General features: G+C 36.2%; 13 protein-coding genes and 2 tRNA genes. 8 read left to right on the forward strand and 7 right to left on the reverse strand.

All coding sequences use genetic code 11. The annotated features are described in order from the left end of the window. Positions 1-30 precede the first annotated feature (30 nt). Positions 31-825 carry a DUF2797 domain-containing protein gene (locus FB2170_RS04075; protein WP_013305248.1) on the forward strand — a complete coding sequence of 265 codons (795 nt, stop codon included), beginning with the start codon at positions 31-33 and terminating at the stop codon, positions 823-825. Here the strand turns inward: FB2170_RS04075 and FB2170_RS04080 are convergent. The 3 genes from FB2170_RS04080 to sppA are packed head-to-tail and all read right to left on the reverse strand — an operon-like array spanning position 818 to position 6,073. Then, a complete protein-coding gene (locus FB2170_RS04080) occupies positions 818-3,547 on the reverse strand; it encodes an AsmA-like C-terminal region-containing protein (protein ID WP_013305249.1) in 2,730 nt (909 codons plus the stop codon). The genes FB2170_RS04075 and FB2170_RS04080 overlap by 8 nt on opposite strands. A 51-nt stretch (positions 3,548-3,598) precedes the next feature. Beyond that, positions 3,599-4,309 carry a queuosine precursor transporter gene (locus FB2170_RS04085; RefSeq protein WP_013305250.1) on the reverse strand — a complete coding sequence of 237 codons (711 nt, stop codon included), beginning with the start codon at positions 4,307-4,309 and terminating at the stop codon, positions 3,599-3,601. 3 nt (positions 4,310-4,312) lie between these two features. Further along, entirely contained in the window at positions 4,313-6,073 is a 1,761-nt protein-coding gene (sppA, locus tag FB2170_RS04090; RefSeq protein ID WP_013305251.1) for a signal peptide peptidase SppA, read from the reverse strand. A 71-nt stretch (positions 6,074-6,144) separates the two neighbouring features. On the opposite strand from sppA, the gene folK reads away from it, so the two are divergent. Further along, positions 6,145-7,290, forward strand: coding sequence for a 2-amino-4-hydroxy-6-hydroxymethyldihydropteridine diphosphokinase (folK, locus tag FB2170_RS04095; RefSeq protein ID WP_013305252.1), 1,146 nt, complete (start codon positions 6,145-6,147; stop codon positions 7,288-7,290). A 118-nt stretch (positions 7,291-7,408) separates the two neighbouring features. Here folK and FB2170_RS04100 read toward each other — a convergent pair whose 3' ends face one another. Continuing rightward, complete coding sequence (locus tag FB2170_RS04100; RefSeq protein WP_013305253.1) at positions 7,409-7,939, reverse strand: RNA methyltransferase; 531 nt, start codon at positions 7,937-7,939, stop codon at positions 7,409-7,411. Positions 7,940-8,137: 198 nt separating this feature from the next. On the opposite strand from FB2170_RS04100, the gene mutS reads away from it, so the two are divergent. The 6 genes from mutS (at position 8,138) to FB2170_RS04130 (ending at position 14,726) form a co-directional block, all read left to right on the forward strand. Further along, positions 8,138-10,720: a DNA mismatch repair protein MutS gene (gene mutS, locus FB2170_RS04105; RefSeq protein ID WP_013305254.1), complete on the forward strand. Its 2,583-nt coding sequence runs from the start codon at positions 8,138-8,140 to the stop codon at positions 10,718-10,720. 95 nt (positions 10,721-10,815) lie between these two features. Further along, positions 10,816-10,887: transfer RNA gene (locus FB2170_RS04110), tRNA-Gly, on the forward strand. 33 nt (positions 10,888-10,920) lie between these two features. Further along, positions 10,921-11,004, forward strand: a tRNA-Leu gene (locus FB2170_RS04115). Between the two features lie 251 nt (positions 11,005-11,255). Continuing rightward, positions 11,256-12,314: an acyltransferase family protein gene (locus tag FB2170_RS04120; protein ID WP_013305255.1), complete on the forward strand. Its 1,059-nt coding sequence runs from the start codon at positions 11,256-11,258 to the stop codon at positions 12,312-12,314. Between the two features lie 468 nt (positions 12,315-12,782). Beyond that, the gene (locus tag FB2170_RS04125) at positions 12,783-13,418 is read left to right on the forward strand and encodes a vancomycin high temperature exclusion protein (protein ID WP_041632669.1); all 636 of its coding nucleotides are present in this window, start codon (positions 12,783-12,785) and stop codon (positions 13,416-13,418) included. A 54-nt stretch (positions 13,419-13,472) separates the two neighbouring features. Continuing rightward, entirely contained in the window at positions 13,473-14,726 is a 1,254-nt protein-coding gene (locus tag FB2170_RS04130; RefSeq protein WP_013305257.1) for an NRAMP family divalent metal transporter, read from the forward strand. A gap of 14 nt (positions 14,727-14,740) precedes the next feature. Here the strand turns inward: FB2170_RS04130 and FB2170_RS04135 are convergent, their stop codons facing one another. From FB2170_RS04135 to FB2170_RS16995, 3 genes are read right to left on the reverse strand one after another with little or no spacing between them, the layout of a single operon-like run. Next, complete coding sequence (locus tag FB2170_RS04135; RefSeq protein ID WP_013305258.1) at positions 14,741-16,663, reverse strand: OmpA family protein; 1,923 nt, start codon at positions 16,661-16,663, stop codon at positions 14,741-14,743. Positions 16,664-16,675: 12 nt separating this feature from the next. Next, positions 16,676-17,668: a type IX secretion system membrane protein PorP/SprF gene (locus FB2170_RS04140; protein ID WP_041633030.1), complete on the reverse strand. Its 993-nt coding sequence runs from the start codon at positions 17,666-17,668 to the stop codon at positions 16,676-16,678. An 8-nt stretch (positions 17,669-17,676) separates the two neighbouring features. Continuing rightward, complete coding sequence (locus tag FB2170_RS16995; RefSeq protein ID WP_013305260.1) at positions 17,677-21,714, reverse strand: T9SS C-terminal target domain-containing protein; 4,038 nt, start codon at positions 21,712-21,714, stop codon at positions 17,677-17,679. Positions 21,715-21,827 lie beyond the last annotated feature (113 nt).

Raw genomic sequence — 21,827 nt, forward strand, 5'->3', positions numbered from 1 at the left:
CAAATAGATTATCCGATAAGAATTTCTTATATGCAATACGAAGGAGTATTAAGAAAGATGCAAACTGAAATAGGGAAACCCATTCAGTACTATATGCTTTTTGAAAACAATTTTTTAAATGTAAACCAAGTCCTTGGTAAGCAGTTACAAATGGATTTTATAAAATTCCAATGCTTGAACTGCGGCGAAAATAGGCCAATCTTTAGACAAGGGTTTTGCAAAACCTGTTTTTATGAAACACCTTCTGCCGGTGATTGGATAATGCGTCCAGAATTGAGTACTGCCCATTTAGGGAAGAAAGATCGTGATTTAGAATATGAAAAAAAGGTGCAGTTACAACCTCATATAGTTTACCTGGCGAATTCAAGTAATATAAAGGTCGGAGTAACCCGTAAGACCCAAGTGCCAACAAGATGGATAGACCAAGGAGCTCATGAGGCCATAGAAATAGTTGAAGTCCCGAATAGGTATTTAGCTGGTATTACAGAAGTTGCCTTAAAAGACCATGTAGGTGATAAGACCAATTGGCGCAAAATGTTAACCAATAATGTAAAAGACGAAGATTTGGTCGAATGGCGCAATAAACTTAAAAAGTATATCCCTGCTGAGGCCCAAGAGTATTTTATAGATAGTAATAAAGAAACCCAAATCGATTTTCCCGTTCTGAGATATCCAGAAAAGGTAAAAAGTCTTAATATCTATAAAGCACAAGAATATAAGGGTGTATTAAAAGGTATAAAAGGGCAGTATCTTATTTTTGAAGACAATACGGTTTTTAATGTTCGTGGTAATGAAGGGTTTTATATTTCGTTAGGTATTAGTTGACCGTATCTTTTTCTTTTGAAACCTTAACGGTATCTTTTTTCTTTTTACCGCCCAAAAGGCCACCTAAAATATTCTTTGCTGCTTCCTTTACCTGATTATTTTGGGTTTCTGGCAAGGTGTCCTTTTGTTTTGCATTTGAATCATTCTTCTGTTCCGACCCACCTAAAATTCCTCCCAAAACATCACTTACAACGTCTTTTGTTTGGTTCTCCTGAGATGTTGAATCTTTTTCGGTTGAATTGCCCGATAGGATATCTCCTATTAGTTCACCGGCCTTATCCTTTCCTTTATTGATTATCTTTTGCTTTTGAATGTCAATCAATTTTGAGGTCAAGTTTTTAACTCCTAATGTTAAATCCGTAGTGACCTCTGGGCTCGTATAATTCCCCCCAATATTGGCTATAACGGGGATTGTGAGGTCATCAAGTTCTTTTTCTCCAATTTTTTCAATAAGACCATTTACCTCTGCTCCCAAATATTTTGCAGGAACATCTAATGTTGCCTTATAATTCAATTTTTTATCGAAAGTGTGACTTCCATTTACATTGATTGAAATATCTTCATAGGCAATCGTAAAGGGTTTAACTTTTACGGCACCATCTTCAAAAGACAATGCTGTTTTCAATCCTTTTAAATCAAGTTTATTTAGATTAATAAAATTGAGCTTATCGCCAATCGCTGAAAGTACCTTAGATTGGCTTGTGTTTATTTCTGGAGACAATAATTCTGCCAATACTTTACCTGTAATGGTTTTTAGGTCAGGCGTAAAGTCATCTTTTAGGCTTCCCGATAATTCAATGTCTGAATTCATCCTTCCCTGTAAAGCACTTGCCACAGGCGCCAAGAACTTGAACAACTCCAATGATTTGAAACTTTCGCCGATTCCCAATTGATCCATGTTCAATTTCATTCTAAAATTCGGAAGCTGATTTTTGGTAGAAACCTCACCATCAAAAGACACATTGCCATTAAAAAGTGAAGAAGTCACATCAGTCAGAACGGCCTTTTCATCAACAATTCTAAGATTGCCCCTTACATTTTTCAAGTTGAGATTGTCATAGATCACCGTACCAGCGGTTGCACTAATATTACAATCTAAAAACGATGGTATCTTCAATTGCCCTTCAGTAGTAGGGACTTCATTCGAATCGACAGCTTCTTCTTCATTCATAAAATCATTCACATCAAAAGTGCTCGATTTTAAATTGAAATCACCTTCAATTTTTTCTTCATTGAACATAAAGCCCAACAGATTATCAATTGTACCTGTTGCATTGAAATCGCTCTGTCCAGTAATCACTTGTAGTTGATTAAGAGTCACTGTTGAAGGGTTGAAAGTCATTTCAGCGGTCTCGATTTTCACCGGATTGCGAATTTCTGAGGATTTGTATTCAAAATCACTCAGCAATAATTTACCTGATGTTTTCGTATTTTCATAGTGCTCATTCTCTACGGAAGCCATATCAAAGGCCGTTGATATATCTGCTTTCATTCTTCCCGATAACTTCATATCATCAGATAAAGGATACGCTTTGGATAGTTTAGTTAAGTTCAAAACACCATTCAAATGGGCATTTACTTTCGTATTGCCCAAAAAATCAGTGATTTTAGAGGATAAATTGAATCGGTCCTCATCTATAATAAATGAGGCCTTGTTTATTTCAACATAAGTATCCTCAACTATTCCCGTAGAATTATGAAGAGCCATATTTATATTAATATTTTGTACGGTTTTAGGCAAATCTGGATACTTAAAAGATGCATTTTCTGATTGTATATCAATCTTGAATTTAGGAATATGTTCCTCATCAACAATGCCTTTGAACTCACCTTTCACCAAACACTCTCCTGTAGTTTTTACATTTTTAATATCCTTGGAATATGCTTGGGGAATTAAAGCAAGGAAATTCTTAAAGTCTGAAGATGGAGTGTTAAAACTTATATCTACCTCTTGATTCTCCTCGTTCACTTTCACATACCCATCAAACACCAAAGGCAATTGATTTATCATCGCTTCGTTTTTCAGAAAAGTATATTTATCCGCTGCCAAGTCAACACCAACAAGGGCATCCAGCTTTACTTTATTTCTATTAAGATAATTGGTGCTATCCAATTCAAAAGTGACCAAAGCTTCGGTTTTAGTATCTAATTCTGAAGTAACAGCAGAAAGGTCTCCCGAACCTCTGTGCATAATATCAGAAACTACTAAATACACTTTGGCTGCTTTATCATCATAAATAACTTCTGAATTTGTTATTTCATAAGATTGTAAATTCAATGTAAATCCTTCTGAAGATTCCAATTCTTCATTGCCATCCTCATTAGCTATCTCATAATTGGCGATTTCCTCTTCATTGACGTTCACGCTAATTTTGGCCTTATCAACAATTAGGTTTTTGATACCAATGGGCTCTCCTTCACCTTTGAACAACTCGCCAATTCCCATTCTTAAATCAACTCGACCAGCAGCAAAGAGGGTGTCACCTTCAAAAGGGGCTTTGTTGATCACTGTCACATCCTTTAATTCAACCTTCGCATTTGGAAAACTCTTAATTAAGCTTAGGTTCGCCTCCGAAAAATCGAAGGCCGCATTTACGTTGTTGTTTACATTTTTCTTAAGGATATCACCAATTTTGGCCTCCAAAACAAACGGTGCTGCTACTACCAATACAACAAAAATCAATAATACAACCCCTATTATTTTTAGAATTTTCTTCTTCATAGGATAACAATAGTTTATCTAGGATTATAACTCTAGGAAAGTTGGAATATTTTATGCTTCTAGGTTTATTTCTTCCCCTATTTTCAGTCCAAAGCGCTTTCTAAGAATATATACGAAAAAATAAAGAAAAGGGGTGTCGAGAAATGCAATTAGAACCTTGAACATGAAACCACTGATCACTAAGCCATAAAACATACTCCACGGTAATACTTTAAAAAGGCAAAGAAGACTAACGACCGTAAACGTATCTATGAATTGGGACAAAAAGGTTGAAAAATTATTACGCAACCAAAGGTGTTTACCATCTGTCAACTTTTTCCAAAAATGATAAATGGCAATATCTACGTATTGAGCGAATAGGTAAGCCAACATTGAGGCCAATACAGCTATAGGTGACAGCGCAAAAACCTTACTAAACAACTCGTCGTTTACAGGTGAATTTTCTATTGCCGGGGAAAAATCGGCCAATAGCACTATTCCCATTGAAAAAAAAGAAGCGAAAATACCCGCGGTCACTATTTGGTTGGCCTTCTTTTTTCCAAAAATCTCTGAAATTAAATCGGTAATCAAAAAAGTAATGGGGTATGGCAAAATACCTACTGACACTTCAAAAAGAGGCGCACCAAAAATCTGGATATCACCAAAAGGATTCCAATAAAAGAATTTTTGAAAGATCAAATTAGATACAACCAACGAGGTTATGAACATTGCCCCCAGATAAAGATAAATCTTATAAGCAAGTTTTTTATCTCTCTGGTTCATAGCCTACTGTATATCAAGTACAAAAGGCATTCTCGCCTGCACACCTTTTTGCTCTAAAGCTGATTTCATTTGTTTTAAGATACCATAGGTTTCCTCACCAATTTCATCTTTGACAAAACTTTGTCCTATTTTTGATTTTGCGCCGCTCATGTCTTCCATGAACTTTTCAAAACCTGTTTTATACTTAGGATACTTCTTAATTCCATAAGATTCTATTTCTGCCAATTGCGCAGCTGCAGCTATGGCATCGTCCATATTACCCAATTCATCAATCAAGCCAAGCTTCTTTGCATCTACACCACTCCATACCCTACCTTGAGCCATACTGTCGGCTTCGGCAATACTAATATTCCTGCCTTTAGACACGCGATCAAGAAATGTTTCATAGGTCTCTTCTATACCTTCTTGCACAACTTTTCGAAAATTTTCTGTCATTGGCTCAAACAATGAATAATCAACAGAATTCTTATTTGTACCAACTTGTTCTGCATTGATGCCAATATCGGCCGCAAGTTCATTTACGTTCGGAATAGTCCCAAAAACCCCAATAGAGCCAGTAATAGTAGTTGGCTCAGCAAATATCTTATCAGCTCCAGCTGCTATATAATATCCTCCTGAAGCGGCAACATTGCCCATTGAAACAACTACAGGTTTCTTGGCTTTAGCAAGCTCCACTTCTCTCCAAATGATATCTGATGTCAAAGCGCTACCACCAGGGGAATCCACTCTCAAAACAATGGCCTTTACCCTGTCATCATCCCTAGCCTTCACCAGCGCCCTTGAAATAATACCTTGCCCTATAATATCTGGACCGCCCTCGCCATATAATATTTCTCCTTGCGCAAAAACAACGGCAACTTTGTCATCGCCCTTGTTTAAAGATTTTTTGTTTGATCGTCTGGTATAATCAGAAAGAGTCACATAATTAATTTCATCTTCCGCACTTAAGGATGTAGCTAAACGAAGCTTTGCTTCATATTCATCAAAGAAAACCACACCGTCTATCAAGCCCGAGGCAACTGCGTATTTTGGCAATCTACCTCCCAAAGTGTCAGCAATAATATTTACATTTTCCACACTTAAATTTCTTCCTTCCGAAATATCAGCAACCATAGTATCCCACAATGAAGAAATTAATTCTTTGATTTGCGTTCTATTGGCATCACTCATCTCATTTGCCAAAAAAGGCTCCACAGCACTTTTATACTTCCCATGACGTATAACCTCCATTTTAACACCGGTCTTATCCTGTAAATCTTTATAAAATAGAACTTCTGTTGACAGCCCTTTAAAATCCAGCCCGCCTACGGGGTTTAAAAAAATGGAATCTGAGACACTCGCCAAATAGTAATCTTTCTGCATATAAAAATCACTGTATGTATAAATGAACTTTCCACTTTCTTTAAAATCCTTTAGTGCCTTTCTTATGGCTTGGGTCTGTGCAAGCCCGGCCATGATGAAGTTATTACTAATACTAATTCCCTTAATATCAGAATCATCTTTGGCCACTTTAATTGCGTGAAGAACCTCATCCAAACCTTGTGCTTGACCAAAAAAACCAGTAAATGGGTCTGCTTCATTATTACCCACATAGTCATTTATGGGTTGCTTAAGCTGTAACTCGAGAATAGAATTATCCTTAATAACAACACTGTCTTCCGCCCCACCGATTAAGCTTATAAAAAGTAAAAACATTACAAACATAATTCCAAAGGCAATTAAACAACCGATAATCGCTGCCAAAAGATTTCGTAAAAAATTCATTCTATTCCTATTATTATTACCGGTCAAAGATAACCAAAGTGAATTTGTTTTGTTTACTTTGTTTCGATATTATGAATGAATCCAAAAAAGCACTTATCTCTATTGGGAGTAACCTTGGGAATCGCCTACAAAACCTACAGAAATCCATATTTCTACTAGGGTCTGAAGTTGGGGAAACAATTACCGTATCAAAGGTTTACGAAAGTGCTTCTTGGGGGTTTGACTCATCTGATTTTTTAAATGCCTGTCTGGAGATTAAGACCATTTTAACTCCAAAGACATTAATGGAAAAAATAATCGGCATAGAAAAAACCATGGGCAGGGAGCGAACCCAAGATAACGGATATGAAGCTAGAATCATAGATATTGATATCCTATATTATGACTCTGAAATAGTAAAATCAGATTACTTGACCATTCCGCATCCAAAACTTCATGAACGTAAATTTGTACTTTTACCTCTTGGCGATATAGCTCCTCAATTTTACCATCCCATTTTTAAAAAGGACACCAGAAACCTTATTCAGGAATGTAAGGATAAAAGCCGCCCTGAGAGAACCACGCTTAAGTTGTACAAAACAGAGGAAGAGCTTTTTTCTGGTTTAAGCTTTATTGCGATTGAAGGAAATATCGGAGCTGGAAAAACAACGCTCGCCAATAAAATAGCTCAGGATTATAATGGAAAATTGGTGTTGGAGCGTTTTGCCGACAATCCCTTTTTGCCCAAATTTTATGAGGACCAAGGGAGGTATGCATTTCCCCTAGAAATGTCTTTTCTCGCCGATCGCTATCAACAATTTACCGATGATACATCACAATTTGACTTATTTAAAAACTTTATGGTCAGTGATTATGATATCTACAAATCACTAATATTTGCCCAAGTGACTCTACAAAAAGATGAATTTAACCTCTATAGGAAGTTGTTCAATCTTATGTACAAAGAGGTCAAAAAACCTCGCATCTATGTTTATTTATACCAATCTACCGACCGTTTATTAGAGAACATTAAAAATCGCGGTAGGGTTTATGAACAAAGCATTGAACCAATATACTTAGACAAAATAAATAAAGGATATTTTGATTTTTTCAAGAGTTATCCAGAACAAAACACATTGATTATCGATGTTGGGGAATTAGATTTTGTTGCACGCTCCGAAGATTATAGTTCGATTATTGACAAAATCAAGAATTTTGCCATAGGATTGTCTATTTAAGAAATTTTTCACATATTTCTTGCGTAGAATCCAAGGTTTTCCTTAATTAGCAGCTGCTAAAAAAGCAACTAACTAACTCAAACTATATTGAAAGGCCCTGATTTAACTGTCAGGGTTTTTATTTGTTTAGCATTGTCCAAAAATCCCAGATCACTATTCCGGCACTCACTGATATATTTAAAGAATGTTTGGTTCCAAACTGCGGTATTTCTAAAACCACATCACTTGCGCTTACTACTTCTTGGGACACTCCTTTTACCTCGTTGCCAAACACAAGTGCGTATTTAGAAGTTTTTTGAATTAAAAATTCATTAAGCATTTGACTATTGTCCGCCTGCTCTACAGCGGCTATTTCACAGTCATCCGCTTGTAATTCTTTAATGAGCTCCAGAGTATCTTTTCTATACTCCCATGATACACTTTCTGTTGCTCCAAGCGCCGTCTTCCGAATATCTTTGTGCGGTGGTATTGCTGTAATTCCACAGAGATAAATCTTTTCGATTAAAAAAGCATCAGCTGTTCTAAATACCGAACCAATATTGTTCAAGCTACGAATGTTATCTAGAACCAAAATTATTGGTGTCTTTTCTGTCTTCTTAAAACTGTCGACATCCAAACGATTTAATTCCTCATTTTTTAGTTTGCGCATTATATTCTTCTAATAAATATCTTAAAAACAGGACCAGGGGCCTTTAATCTTTTGCGGGATAAACTTTTTCAAACATATTAACAATGATGACAATTACAGGTCAAAATTGGTATTTTCGTTTTATATAATCCAGTACAAAAATAAGTTATTCAAATTGCTTTGAAAAAGACTCAAAAAACAAAGAAGGTTACCCCTTTAATGCAGCAATATAACACCATCAAGACAAAATATCCTGATGCTTTATTGCTTTTTAGAGTGGGTGATTTTTATGAGACTTTCGGAAAAGATGCCGTGAAGGCCTCCAAAATATTGGGTATTATTCTAACCCATAGAAACAACGGCGGGGACCGCACCGAACTAGCAGGTTTTCCCCATCATTCGCTCAACACATATCTTCCTAAACTTGTCAAAGCAGGTCAACGCGTCGCTATTTGCGACCAATTGGAAGACCCTAAGCTCACAAAGAGTATTGTTAAAAGAGGTGTGACCGAACTGGTAACACCTGGTGTTGCTTTAAATGATGATATTCTAAATGCAAAGACCAATAATTTTTTATGTGCTGTTCATTTTGGAAGAAAATTGTTGGGTGTCTCTTTCTTGGATATTTCCACTGGAGAATTCCTAACAGCTGAAGGTAATGAAGAACAGATAGCAAAATTACTTCAGAATCTCGGCCCAAATGAAATATTGGTTTCCAAAGCCCATAAAAAAGATTTTCTTGATATTTTTGGGCAACAATTCCACACATTTTTTACCGAAGATTGGTTGTTCCAAGAAGATTATGCGCTTGAGACATTGACCAACCACTTTAAAACTTCAACATTAAAAGGGTTTGGGGTAGATCAAATAACCCAAGGTATTATTGCGTCAGGTGTTGTACTTCACTATTTATCTGAAACACAACACAGACAATTACAACATATCAATACCATAAAGCGTATAGCCGAAGAGGAATATATTTGGATGGATAGGTTTACCATCAAAAACCTTGAACTATACAACTCTACCAATGTCAATGCTGTAACTCTTTTAGACGTCATTGATAAGACAATATCGCCAATGGGTGGGCGAATGCTAAAAAGATGGTTGGCACTTCCATTAAAAAATATTGAAAAAATACGTAGAAGACATCAGGTAATATCCTATTTAACTTCTGAGGAAACTGTTTTGCAAAAGTTACAAAACAACATTAAGAAAATGGGCGACCTAGAACGCTTGATTTCAAAAGTTGCGACTGGAAAAATAAACCCAAAAGAGGTAGTACAACTTAAAAATTCATTGGAGGCTGTAATTCCTGTAAAGCAATTGGCAACCAACAGTGAGAATGAAGCCATGAATTTAATAGGTGACCAAATTCATACTTGTGATTTGCTAAGGGCAAAAATCAAGGACATGATAAATGAGGAAGCGCCAATAAACATACTGAAAGGTAATGCCATAGCCCAAAGCTACTCTGAAGAATTGGATGAACTTCGTGGACTGGCCTATTCCGGCAAGGAGTATTTAGACAAAATGCTGAAACGAGAAACAGAACGTACAGGCATCACCTCTCTTAAAATTGCTTCAAACAATGTCTTTGGTTATTATATTGAAGTGAGAAACGCACACAAGGATAAGGTCCCCGAAGAATGGATTCGTAAGCAGACCTTGGTCAATGCAGAACGTTATATCACTGAAGAACTAAAAGAATACGAAGCGAAAATCCTAGGTGCAGAAGAACGCATTTTACAACTGGAACAACAATTGTTTGCTCAGCTAGTGGTTTGGATGCAAGAATACATTGTTCCTGTTCAGAACAACGCCCAACAAATCGCCACTTTGGATTGCCTTTGTGGATTTACACAACTAGCGAAAGAAAACGACTATAATAAACCACAGTTAAATGATTCAACTTCATTAGAAATAATTGAAGGCCGTCATCCTGTAATAGAGAAGCAATTACCTTTAGGTGAAGCATATATAGCAAATGATTTAATCTTAAATAGAGAAAACCAGCAGTTAATTATGATCACTGGGCCGAATATGAGTGGTAAATCGGCCATTTTAAGACAAACCGCTCTAATCGTTTTATTGGCCCAAATGGGCAGTTTTGTTCCCGCGAGATCGGCCAAAATAGGTTATGTTGATAAAATTTTCACGAGAGTTGGTGCAAGTGACAACATCTCTATGGGGGAATCAACTTTTATGGTAGAAATGAATGAAACAGCTTCAATTTTGAACAACTTATCAGAACGAAGCCTTATTCTTTTGGACGAGATTGGTCGGGGCACTAGTACCTATGATGGTATTTCAATTGCTTGGGCTATTTCAGAATATTTACACGAACATCCGTCTAGATCTAAAACCCTTTTCGCAACCCACTATCATGAGCTCAACGAAATGGCCACTACCTTTGAACGAATTAAAAACTACAATGTTTCTATCAAAGAACTAAAAGACAAAGTTTTATTCTTAAGAAAATTAACTCCAGGAGGCAGTGAGCATAGTTTTGGAATTCATGTGGCAAAAATGGCCGGTATGCCGCAGCAGGTTATCCATAAAGCAAATAAAATTCTTAAAAAACTTGAAAAGTCGCACTCCAGCGAAGAATTAACGGACAAACTGAATTCCATTCAGAATGAAATGCAACTTAGTTTCTTTAATCTAGACGACCCATTATTGGAGGAAATCAAAGAAGAAATCACACATCTAGACATAAATACCCTTACTCCGGTTGAAGCACTTATGAAGCTCAACGAGATTAAGAGATTGCTTACCAAAAACAAGAAAGCGAGTTCTTAAAATTTTAACTGCTTTTTCGATAAATTTCTTTGCCTTTTATAGAATTGTATTAAATTTGCACCCGCATCTTTGATGATGCGCAGTTCTTTTAAATTGCGAAAATAGCTCAGTGGTAGAGCACCACCTTGCCAAGGTGGGGGTCGCGGGTTCGAATCCCGTTTTTCGCTCTGGATTATCCACATTCTGCTTTTTGCAGTTATGCTCGAGTGGTGGAATTGGTAGACACGTTGGACTTAAAATCCAATGGACATTAGTCCGTATGGGTTCAAGTCCCATCTCGAGTACATTTAAAGCCTCAACATCTTAATTTCTAGACAGTTGAGGTTTTTTTATACCAACCATTTGCAAAAAAGCCTTTAAATAACAGAATATTTATATGTATTACAAAGAGGTTATGTAATTAGATTTTAAGACCTTGATAATATTAATTCTCTACTATGAAAACAGAAGTCTTATCTTCGGCACTTAAAGGATATAGTCCGAATAAACTTATTCCTATTCTATTTGTGTTTGAAAATTGTAATATGATTAAATTATGTACATAAACTCTATTAACTATTTTAGAGGAATAGCCATTATATTTATAGTATTTGGACATAGTTTGGGAATAGCAAATTTCTCTTATAGCACAATAATTGGAAATACTATCTTTAATTTAACTTTAGGAGGGACATCACTATTTGTTTTTATTTCAGGTTTTTTATTTCATCATATTTTTTACGTAAATTTTGAATTTAAGAGATTTATGGTTAAAAAGATTAAGTACGTTTTATTTCCCTATCTCATCTTGTCAACTTTTTCAATATTATATTTACTTCTCAGAATTACTATCGATGGTCTTTTATCATTAAATACTACTTCCCCTTTTTACGAGAAATTATCCTCTATTTCAATTTTTAGGCTTTATCTAACAGGGACACCTAATTTCGTTGGTTATTGGTACATTCCCTTCATCATGATTGTTTTTGTAATGTCTCCTTTTTTTATTCGTTTCATAAAACTCAATATAAGAATCAAGCTATTAATAGTGTTTTTTATGCTTATTTGTTCTGCTTTTATGCATAGAGGGATTGAAGAAAATATATATTCAGTTTTTCAAAACGTTTTATTTTTTACTCCAGTTTATTTACTAGGAATGATATTATCAGAAAAAAAAGATATAGTATATTTTAAATTTAAAGGAAAGGATATTCATCTTTTAATTCTTATTATCTGCATTGCTTTATTCCAAGCCTATATTGGTAGATTTGGGAACTATGAAAAAGACCCGTTTTTCTTTAACGGAGTTGATTTAATGTTAGTTCAGAAAATTCTACTTTGTCTATTTTTTATGATTTTCTTATATCGTTTTGAAAATTCAAAAAATAATTTGCTCGACATAATAGCTACAAATAGTTTTGGAATCTATTTTTTACATGGTATTTTTATTACAATCATTGCTCAGATAAAAGTGATGTTAGATTTTTCGTTTACCTCAAATTCATTTACAATTTATCTCTTGATTACTTTACTTGTATTTTCTCTTTCCTTAATTACTACTATATTTATAAAAAGAACATTTCCAAATTACAGTAGGTATCTAGTTGGTAGTTGACAATAAGTAGTTTTATGTAATAATTAATTGCAGACATATATTAACTGATTTGAACAACTTTGTACTCCCGAATATTTTTGATTTTTGATGAAATATTGATTAATAAAATAAATAAGGGGATTTCTGATTCCTTATTTGTAAAAGTCTAATAATAAGAACGTTACATGGGACAATGTAATTTAAAAACAAGATATTTATTACCCCCCTCCAACCTGCTTAATAGTTCTATTAAATGGTCGTTAGGCATCATTAGGCCGATAAATTGCAGTCTTCTTAGCGACTTTGGTCCCAGTTCCATTCAAAATTCTTTTTATTCTGAAAATATTACCTAGATTTTGAAACAGTTCGGTTTTAAGGGCAGCTTACATATGGTGTACAAAAAATTTCATTATTTGTGAAGCTTTTTTGTTTGTATCAAAATGTTAGTTCCCATATTTAGCTACCTTTATCATGTATTTGCCTTGTCCAATGAAAAAAAGATTATTCAAGATTTTTGGGTTTATCATTATCATTCCTGTTCTACTTATTTTGGTGAGTAATCTGATTATTGAATCGGCCGCAAAGGGGAAGTCTTTTTCTTCTATAGAAGAAATACCAAAAAATCGTGTAGGACTGGTTCTAGGTACTTCAAAAAAAATTGCAACAGGACAACCGAACCCCTATTATTCTAATCGCATAAAGGCCACTGTAGAGCTTTTTATGTCCAACAAAATAGACTTTGTTCTTGTTAGTGGCGACAATGGCAGTATATACTACAATGAACCTACAACCATAAAAAAAGACCTTGTGGCAAAAGGTATACCAGAGGAAAAGATCTTTTTGGATTATGCTGGCTTTAGAACATTAGATTCCATGGTACGAGCCAACGTGGTATTTGGTTTGGACAGTGTTACTGTGATTTCACAAAAATTCCATAACGAACGGGCAATTTACATTGCGAACAAAAAGGGATTGAACGCCATTGGTTATAATGCCCAGGATATTAAAGGTCAGCAGGGATTTAAAGTACAGTTTCGAGAATACTTTGCACGTGTCAAAGTGTTTATTGACCTCTTATTAAACACAGAACCCAAATTCTACGGTAATAAAATTGAAATAGAATAGCAGTTCAATTCTTTTTAATTAAATAGTTTATTTTAGACAGTACATTAGTTCAATATGTCGAAATTTAAAACGCTCCTTAAAAACCTTGGTCCTGGCCTTTTATTTGCAAGTATGGCCATTGGCACATCGCACTTAGTCCTATCCACTAAAGCTGGGGCCCAATATGGGTGGTTAATGATAATCCCGATTGTGCTGGCCAATATATTCAAGTACCCTTTCTTTGAATTTGGTGTACGCTATACCAGTATTACTAATAAGACTTTGATTGAAGGTTATTTGAATCGAGGCAAAGGTTATTTATGGTTTTATGCTTTCATAACTTTGATTACTACTTTTACCATCTTAGCCGCTTTGTATACTGTAACCGCTGGACTTTTTATCAATCTTTTTAAGATTTCAGACGTCTCCATAAGTATTGTAGCGCTTGGTTTATTCCTATTTATTAGCTCTTTATTGATTATTGGTAGATATAAATTCCTAGAAGTTTCGTTGAAACTTGTTATTTCAATATTATTCATCGCATTGATTGTTACAACCTTGCTTGTGGTATTTAAAGGTCAAGTGGAAGAGGCAGAAAACTTTGCTCCCCCAACAATATTCAATGATGCCGGTATTCTATTTCTTATAAGCCTTATGGGTTGGATGCCTACAACGGTAGAAGCTTCTAGTTGGGTAAGTCTTTGGAGTATTGAAAAATGGAAAGCGCAAAAGAAAAAACCATCCCTAAAGGAATCGCTTCAAGAATTTAATGTTGGTTATCTTATGACCGCGGTTTTAGCCATTTTCTTTTTGACTATTGGCTGCATGACGCTCTATGGAACAAATACCGAGCTTAGCGGAAATGCCGTGACATTTGCCGATCAAGTGGTGAGCTTGTTTACTACAAACATAGGTCCTTGGGCGACTATTTTTATTGCTGTTTCCGCCTTTGCAACAATGTTCAGTACTTGCATGACCGCACATGACGCGGTGACGCGAGTTGGTCTTGACATTGTTGACCTATTAAATCCGAAAACCAAATTAACTGGAAAAAAAGGGTATTTCGCGCTAGGGGTAGTTCTTCTTGCCATCATCAACTTTGTAGTTATTGCCATTTTCGGTGCCAATATGGGCGAATTGGTGGCTCTAGCAACATTTGTTTCATTTGTAGTAGCACCAATCATTGGTTATATGAACCTGAAAAACGTGATGAGTTCAGAGATACCCGATAATCTGCGGCCAAAAAAAAGCTTACAGCTTCTTACATATTTAGGTATAGTTTTCCTTGCTTGTTTCTCGGTATATTATTTTTGGATAGTTATATTTTAAGGGGCAGTTTAAAGTCAAAGTTCATCAAAATTAGAAATTACAATATATGAGCGTTCATTTTGATTGTGCAAAAACTGCAAACAATAGACCCCATCAGCACAATTGTTCACCAATTTTTCTTCACCATATCCTACGGCCTTAATATTTGCGGAGGAAAGACCATTTGTGGTAAGATAAGTTTTGATGGCTTCTGAACGTCTCTGGGATAATTGTTGATTGCTCCTTTTACTTCCTTTACTATTAGTATGCGACTCTATTGTAAGTTTTAACTGCGGAAAACGTTGAACAGCATCAACAACTTTATCCAATTCTGTTTTTATTTTTAGTGTTATATTTGATTTACCCCTATCAAAATAGAATTTTTGGATTTTAACAACCTTTTTTTCTTCCTTATCAGTTAGTAAATCATCTATAAATGCCAGGCCCATATTATAATCTACTTTTTCAATACCCTCATACTCCCCATCGCTGTAAGTTGCAGAGAAAATAGAATAACGGCCTTTTGTAGCTTGTAAAGTAATGTGGTCATGCCAAGGAATTTCAATACTAAATTCACCATCCTCGTTTGCATATACTTCTTTGAGTATGCTACCGTCATCACCCAATATTCTGACTTGAGCCTTGGATATACCCTTTCTTGATTTAAGATTAACTACACTACCTCTAAGAGAAAAAGTCTTTAGTCCTGGCGTATCATTGAATTTAACTCCATAAAGGTCATCACCTCCTTTTCCACCTTTTCTATTTGAGGAAAAATAGCTAAAAAAACCATCAGCTCCATTGTCTTTAATGATAAACCCAAAATCATCAGCCTCAGAATTAAGTCCTTCACCTAAATTAACAGGAATACCAAAGGATCCATCAACTAAAATATTTGTTTTATAGATATCCATTCCACCAAGCCCATAAAAAACATCAGAAGAGAAGTATAGATTATCATTCAGCACATAAGGTGCAATTTCGTTGCCTGGAGAATTTACCCTTGGTCCCAAGTTTGTAGGCCTAGACATTATTTGCCCATTATTTGCATAAACATAATAAATGTCTGTACCTCCGTAACTATCGTTAAAATTTGCTGCAAAATACAAACGTTCCTTTTGTGCATCATAAAAAGGATAGTAGAAAGAAGTGCTTAAATCCTTTAGAAGGTAATCAAATTTACCATTACTATTTACCATTCCTATGGCCAAAGTGTTTTTCCCGTTTTCATCAAAAAGAAGTTGTCCGTTTTCAGAATTGGATAACACATAAAACAATCTGCCCAACTCCTCTGAATAATTTGGAGTTGCTTCATGAAAACTATTTTCAGGGATGCCTGAAAAAGGATTAGAATTCAGAATATTTCCATCAGAGCCAATTCTGCTCACATAAATATCCAAATAGGATTCTCCAGAAGGTTCGTATGTTTTTTTGTTCTTTTGGACCCTACCACTGCTAAACAACAATCTATCTTTATAAAAAGCTGGTGCAAAATCATCTTGAGAGCTGTTCTCACTTAAACTAAATATATTTAAATCATTTAAACCTGTAGGTTTTTGTAATAATTCGTAATTAAACTGTGCATTCTCCAATAACTCATTTGAAAAGGAGGTCCGTTTAGAGTTAAGAAAAGTTTTTACCCTGTCCAAATTGGATGTTTTTGCCAAACTCTGTAACATTTTATTGTAGCGATGTACTGAAATTGTTGTGTCTCTTTTGTTTACATCCAAGTAATATTTTGACGCATTTTTAAAATCACCCATCTTGTAATAGGAGTCCGCCAGATTGAGTAATTGACTATTCTTTAAAGGAGCTACGGCCAATTCTTTTTTGTATTCAGCAATGGCGGCCCTATAGGAATAACCATAAAAATACTTATCCGCTTTTGACATCTTTTCTTGGGCAAAAGAGGCCGTAAAAACGACAAAAAACAATACAACCAAACTCTTTGCTTTCATACTTGAATCTTATTAAAAAAACCGTGGTGTATCAATCTGCTTAGGTTTACCCTTAGCATTCTTCACTTTCGATTTTGATTTTGAGTTTCCTCCGCCAGGTCCTAAATAGAATTTTAAGATAACCTCATGAGACCCATTATTGAACTCTCCTAACGGATTTGTGTTATAGTCGTAGGAATAACCAACAAATGTTCCACTCGATATCTGTAACCCAACCAAGCCACTAAAGGCATTATCAACGCGATATGAAACCCCAGCAGTAAAAACATCGCTAATTAAAAAATTAGATGAAAAATTCATATTTACCGGCGACCCCTTCAGATAATTAATCAAAAATGCTGGTTTGAACTTTAACCCATCAGATAAATTGAAAACCACCCCACCAATAAAGTTAAACTGCATTTTATCATCAACTATGGTAGCAACATCGTCATTATACACACCTTCTGTTAAAAAATTTGGAACAGAGACTCCCAAATACCAATCGTCTGAATATAAAAACGTGCCTGCCCCTACCGTTGGATAAAACTTATTTATTGTTTCGCGGCCCAATATAGGCTCCCCTGGATTCTCAAAAGTACCTTTACTGAAATCAACGTTCAATAGTGCTCCTCCCCCATCTACACCAAAAGACAATTTGGTATTATCCGAAACATTGACCTGAAACGAATAGGCCAAATCAAAATAGTTTTGTGACACTGGACCTAGTTGGTCATTTACGATATTAATTCCCAATCCGTTTTTTTCTTTGGCAAAAGGAAGATTCAAGCCAAACCTAATTGTTTTTGGTGCACCTGGAACATCAATCCATTGGGTTCTGTATAAACCTGAAATTTCCGGTTTACCTACAGTACCTACGTATGCCGGATTAAAGCTCCCTATATTATACATATACTGTGTATACTGTGGTTCTTTTTGTGCCCTTGTCAAATGAATGGAACAAAAACATAAAAACAATAAACACAGGACGGACCTACTTTGAAATTTGATATTAGTACTTTTCATAGTGTTCCTTATCTTAACAACTGAATCCAACCTTTTCTTGTTTGAGAACCATCACTTAAATTCAAAAGATAGAAATAGGTTCCGTTAGCCAAATCACCATTCTCACCCGTTCCATCCCATGAATTATCGTAGCTTTTCTTTCTATATACCAAATTACCGTATCTGTCATATACTTCAATTATGTTGTCAGGATATAATTCGATACAGTTTACGGTCAAATAATCATTTGTTCCATCTCCATTTGGTGAGAATTGATTAAAAAGAAAGCCGCATTCATCATTTGAAGGTAAACTTACTTTCACCTCGGCAGTTGCCGAATTATTGTCCAAGTTACCATCACCAGGTGAGGATGCTATCAAGTGTGCCGTATTGGTAAACGTTCCTTCAACCGGTACCTGAACCGTTATCAACAATACCGCTTCTTGGTCCTTTATCAACTCAGGAATAAACCATTCTCCTGATAAGGTGTCATAACTACCAATGACTGATGAATGTGATACGTAAACAAATCCACTATCATCATCAATTAAATCCCCAATACGTATTTGAGAGACCGTGTCTTCTTCAGATTGATTTGTAACCTTTATGGTGAACACAACTTCGTCGCCAACTAGTGGACGCGAACTTAACGCACTTTTTTCCACCAATAAATCAACGCCTTCAGGCAGATCTATATTCAGTGTCACGGTTGAAGTGTTATTGTCCAAATTATCATCTACTGGGAAAGATTCCAATAATTCAGCCGTATTTGTATAATTTCCGCCATCAAGTACATTTGCGGTAATCTCCAAGGTCATAGTTCCTAAAGACTGCATCTCAAAAATATCCCAAATTCCAGTATCAGCAGAATAGCTTTCTGTGGAGGGAGAATGAGAAATATATTCAAATCCTGTTTCCAACAAATCTCCGATTTCAATTCCCAATACTTTACTATCCGATAAATTGTTCACGGTTATTGTGAACACAACATTTTCACCCAAAATGGCATTAGGCTTATCAACTTCTTTCAATATCTCCAAATCTATAGGGTCAGGTTGGCAATCTGGTGTTAGGTTGGGATCGCATGGATCTAGTGGATCTGATCCATTGGTTATTTCATCACCATCAGAAATTCCGTCCCCATCGGTATCACAAAGTCCTATGGAATTATCAGGAATACAAGGATTGGCATTGGCAGGATCCAATTGATCAACTACTCCATCTTGATCCGTATCCTCAATATTTGAATCCAAGGCATCAATTATTCCGTCTGAATCACCATCTATTGGGTTTAAAGGATCAACGCCAACTTCTTCCCCATCGTTGATGCCGTCACCATCTGTATCTGGATCTGCTGGGTCGGTACCCAATAAGGCCTCATCACCATCGAACAAACCGTCCAAATCTGAATCAACATCACAATCATTCACTGAAATGGTCACCTCAGATGACACATTTTCACAAATAGGAGGAGTGGCATCAGTAGTAGTAAAAGTAAATATATAATCGCCATCTGCTAGGTCTTCAAAATCAACCTCATTTTCACTATTAAGAATAATCGAATTAGAAGGATCAGTCGTTACCGTCCATTCACCAATGCTTTCACCAAGAATCAAATCATCCAAATCAATAATTGTAGGTCCATTAGCGGCAACGCTACAGGCTGATGCATTGCTCGGAGTACCCGCTGAAGGTAATGGGCGAATGGCTGCAGTGACCTCCATTCTTGCGGTTGGGCAACCATTGGCCGTAGCTTCAACATAATAGTTTGTAGTGGATAAAACATTCAAAGTCAAGGAAGGTCCAGTACCAACTAAGTTACCACCTGTAGGACTATCATACCAATTAAACGTAGGAGGTTGGATGCTCCCATCTATTTCTCCGGTTGCCGTTAAGGTAAGTTCGCCAGAACCACATCGTTCATCACCTGTTGCACCGGTAAGGGTTGGTGACTCATTAAGTGTTAACTGAACCTCAATAACTCCACTCGCGCACTCGTTATCAACATCATAGAAAAACCCAAAGTACGAACCATTTCTCTGAGGAGGACTCTCTACTTCCGAAGGAAGTAAATGGGACCCTGTTTTCAATGGATCTGAAACCAAACTCCAAGTTAAAACTGTCCCGTTTGGTGGAGTTGAACTTGTATAGTCATTTAGGCTACGATCAATAATGTCACAAAAGAAAGTCGAAATAGAACTGTCCAAAATTGGTGCAGGAGCACAATTATCATCATCGTTAATCGTGCCTGTGGCCGTATTACCCCCAGCAATAGTGACTCCGTTGGATGGTGTTGCCAATTCTACCGTAAATTCTTCAGAATTTTCTAAAATAGCATCATCCACTATGGGAACTTGAATCTGTACCGTTTCACCTGCTATCCCACTGAATACGATTGAGCCTGGCGTGTTATCAAAATCTGCATTTGCACCATTGGCTGAAGCAGAGCCACTTGAAAAAGAATAATCTACAGTTAACCCCCCAACGACATCATTATCCAACACCACATCAAAAACAAGATTCCCACCGGGAACATCTTCGTTGGCACTTGCATCTGAAATTGAGATGCTTGCGGTATCATCATCTTCATTGGTGAGATTTAGTTGAGGCACATCTGAACCTGTCAATGCATTATAGTTTAAATCGGCGGAAGTGACATCTCCCGAATCCAAAACATAGGTCACATCGCCATCCAATGCTGTATCATTAATCCCGGTTACGATTAAACTAGCTCCGGTATCCCAATTTGCCGTCGTCAATACTACGTTGGCTGCACCTAAATGCTCGGTTGTATCGTATCCAGATATAGCAATTGTTACGTTAGCCGACGGTTCACTATCCAACGTGAATAAGAAATTAGCAGTGCTTCCTCCTTCATTGGTTGTTCCTGAGGTCGGTGTAACATTAACCCCTACTGAATCATCATCTACATTAACCATGGAAACATCAGCTACCTGAGCTCCTGTAAGTGCAGCATATGAACTATCTGTAGATGTAACATTCCCCGTATTTACCGTATAGTTGATATCACCATCAACAATATTGTCATTAACTCCAGTCACCGTTACGGTGACCCCTGTATTCCAACTTGCAACAGGAACAATAACATTTGCTGGAACAGTCCCTTCAGTAATATCACTACTGGTCAAAGCAATGGTAACATCAGCAGTTGGTTCACTTGTTAATGTAAAAAGAAAATCGGCAGTCGTTCCCGATTCATTTGTAGTACCTGAAAGCGGTGCTACATTAACACCAGCGACATCGTCATCGGCAATGGTAACTGTGGCCGAATTAGGAGTTCCTATTGGAAACAATATTGGATTCGTAGTATTGTTTAAAGTAAGAATAACGGTTTCGTTAGGATCAACAATAAAATCTTCTAAGGGACTAACATTGATATTTCTGTTCACGGTAGTTCCGTTACTAGGAAAGGTAAAAACACCTGTTAAATTGAAGTCAGTACCATCTGTGGCACTGCCTGTTAATGTATAATCAACGGTGATTATGGCACCTGTAGCATTGGGATTGGTCGAAGTTAATCTAAACAATCCTGGATCCAGGCCTGCCTCTGAAGCATCGGGATCAAAAGGAGGAGTTGTCAGGTTTAAGGATACCGTTCCTATATCATCGTTTGTAAAACTACTACCCCCAACACTATCAGTTGGACTTAAATCTGAAAAAAGTGGAGTCGCATTGCTTAAGGTTACAGAAATCGTCTCATCCAATTCAACCAAACTATCACCATTTGTAGTTACTTCTATTGTCTGTGTGAGAACCAAGGTGTTTACGGGAAAGGTAAGAATCCCGGAAAGGCCATCTTCATTACCTCCGCTTATAGTATAATCAACCGAAACATCCGAAAAAGGACTAGATGCATCTATACTTACATCAAATGATAATGTAGATATACCCGCATTACCTTCAGCAATGGGAATGGGGTCATTTATGCTAAATATTGATTGGCCATATCCAATAAAACCGAACAGGAATGCAAAGTTTAAAATCAAAAACTTAGGCACACAAAAACTTCTGTAAGATGGGGCAATTTTTTTCTTTTTCAATTTCATAGACTGTTCTTTGAATCTTAATTAGGTTCAATGTACAGCACAGCTAGTAGGTATATTTAAAAAAATGGGACTCAATATTACTAAAAAAAACACCTACAACCTTAAATTAAGGC

It is taken from the genome of Maribacter sp. HTCC2170, assembly GCF_000153165.2.
GTDB lineage: Bacteria > Bacteroidota > Bacteroidia > Flavobacteriales > Flavobacteriaceae > Maribacter_A.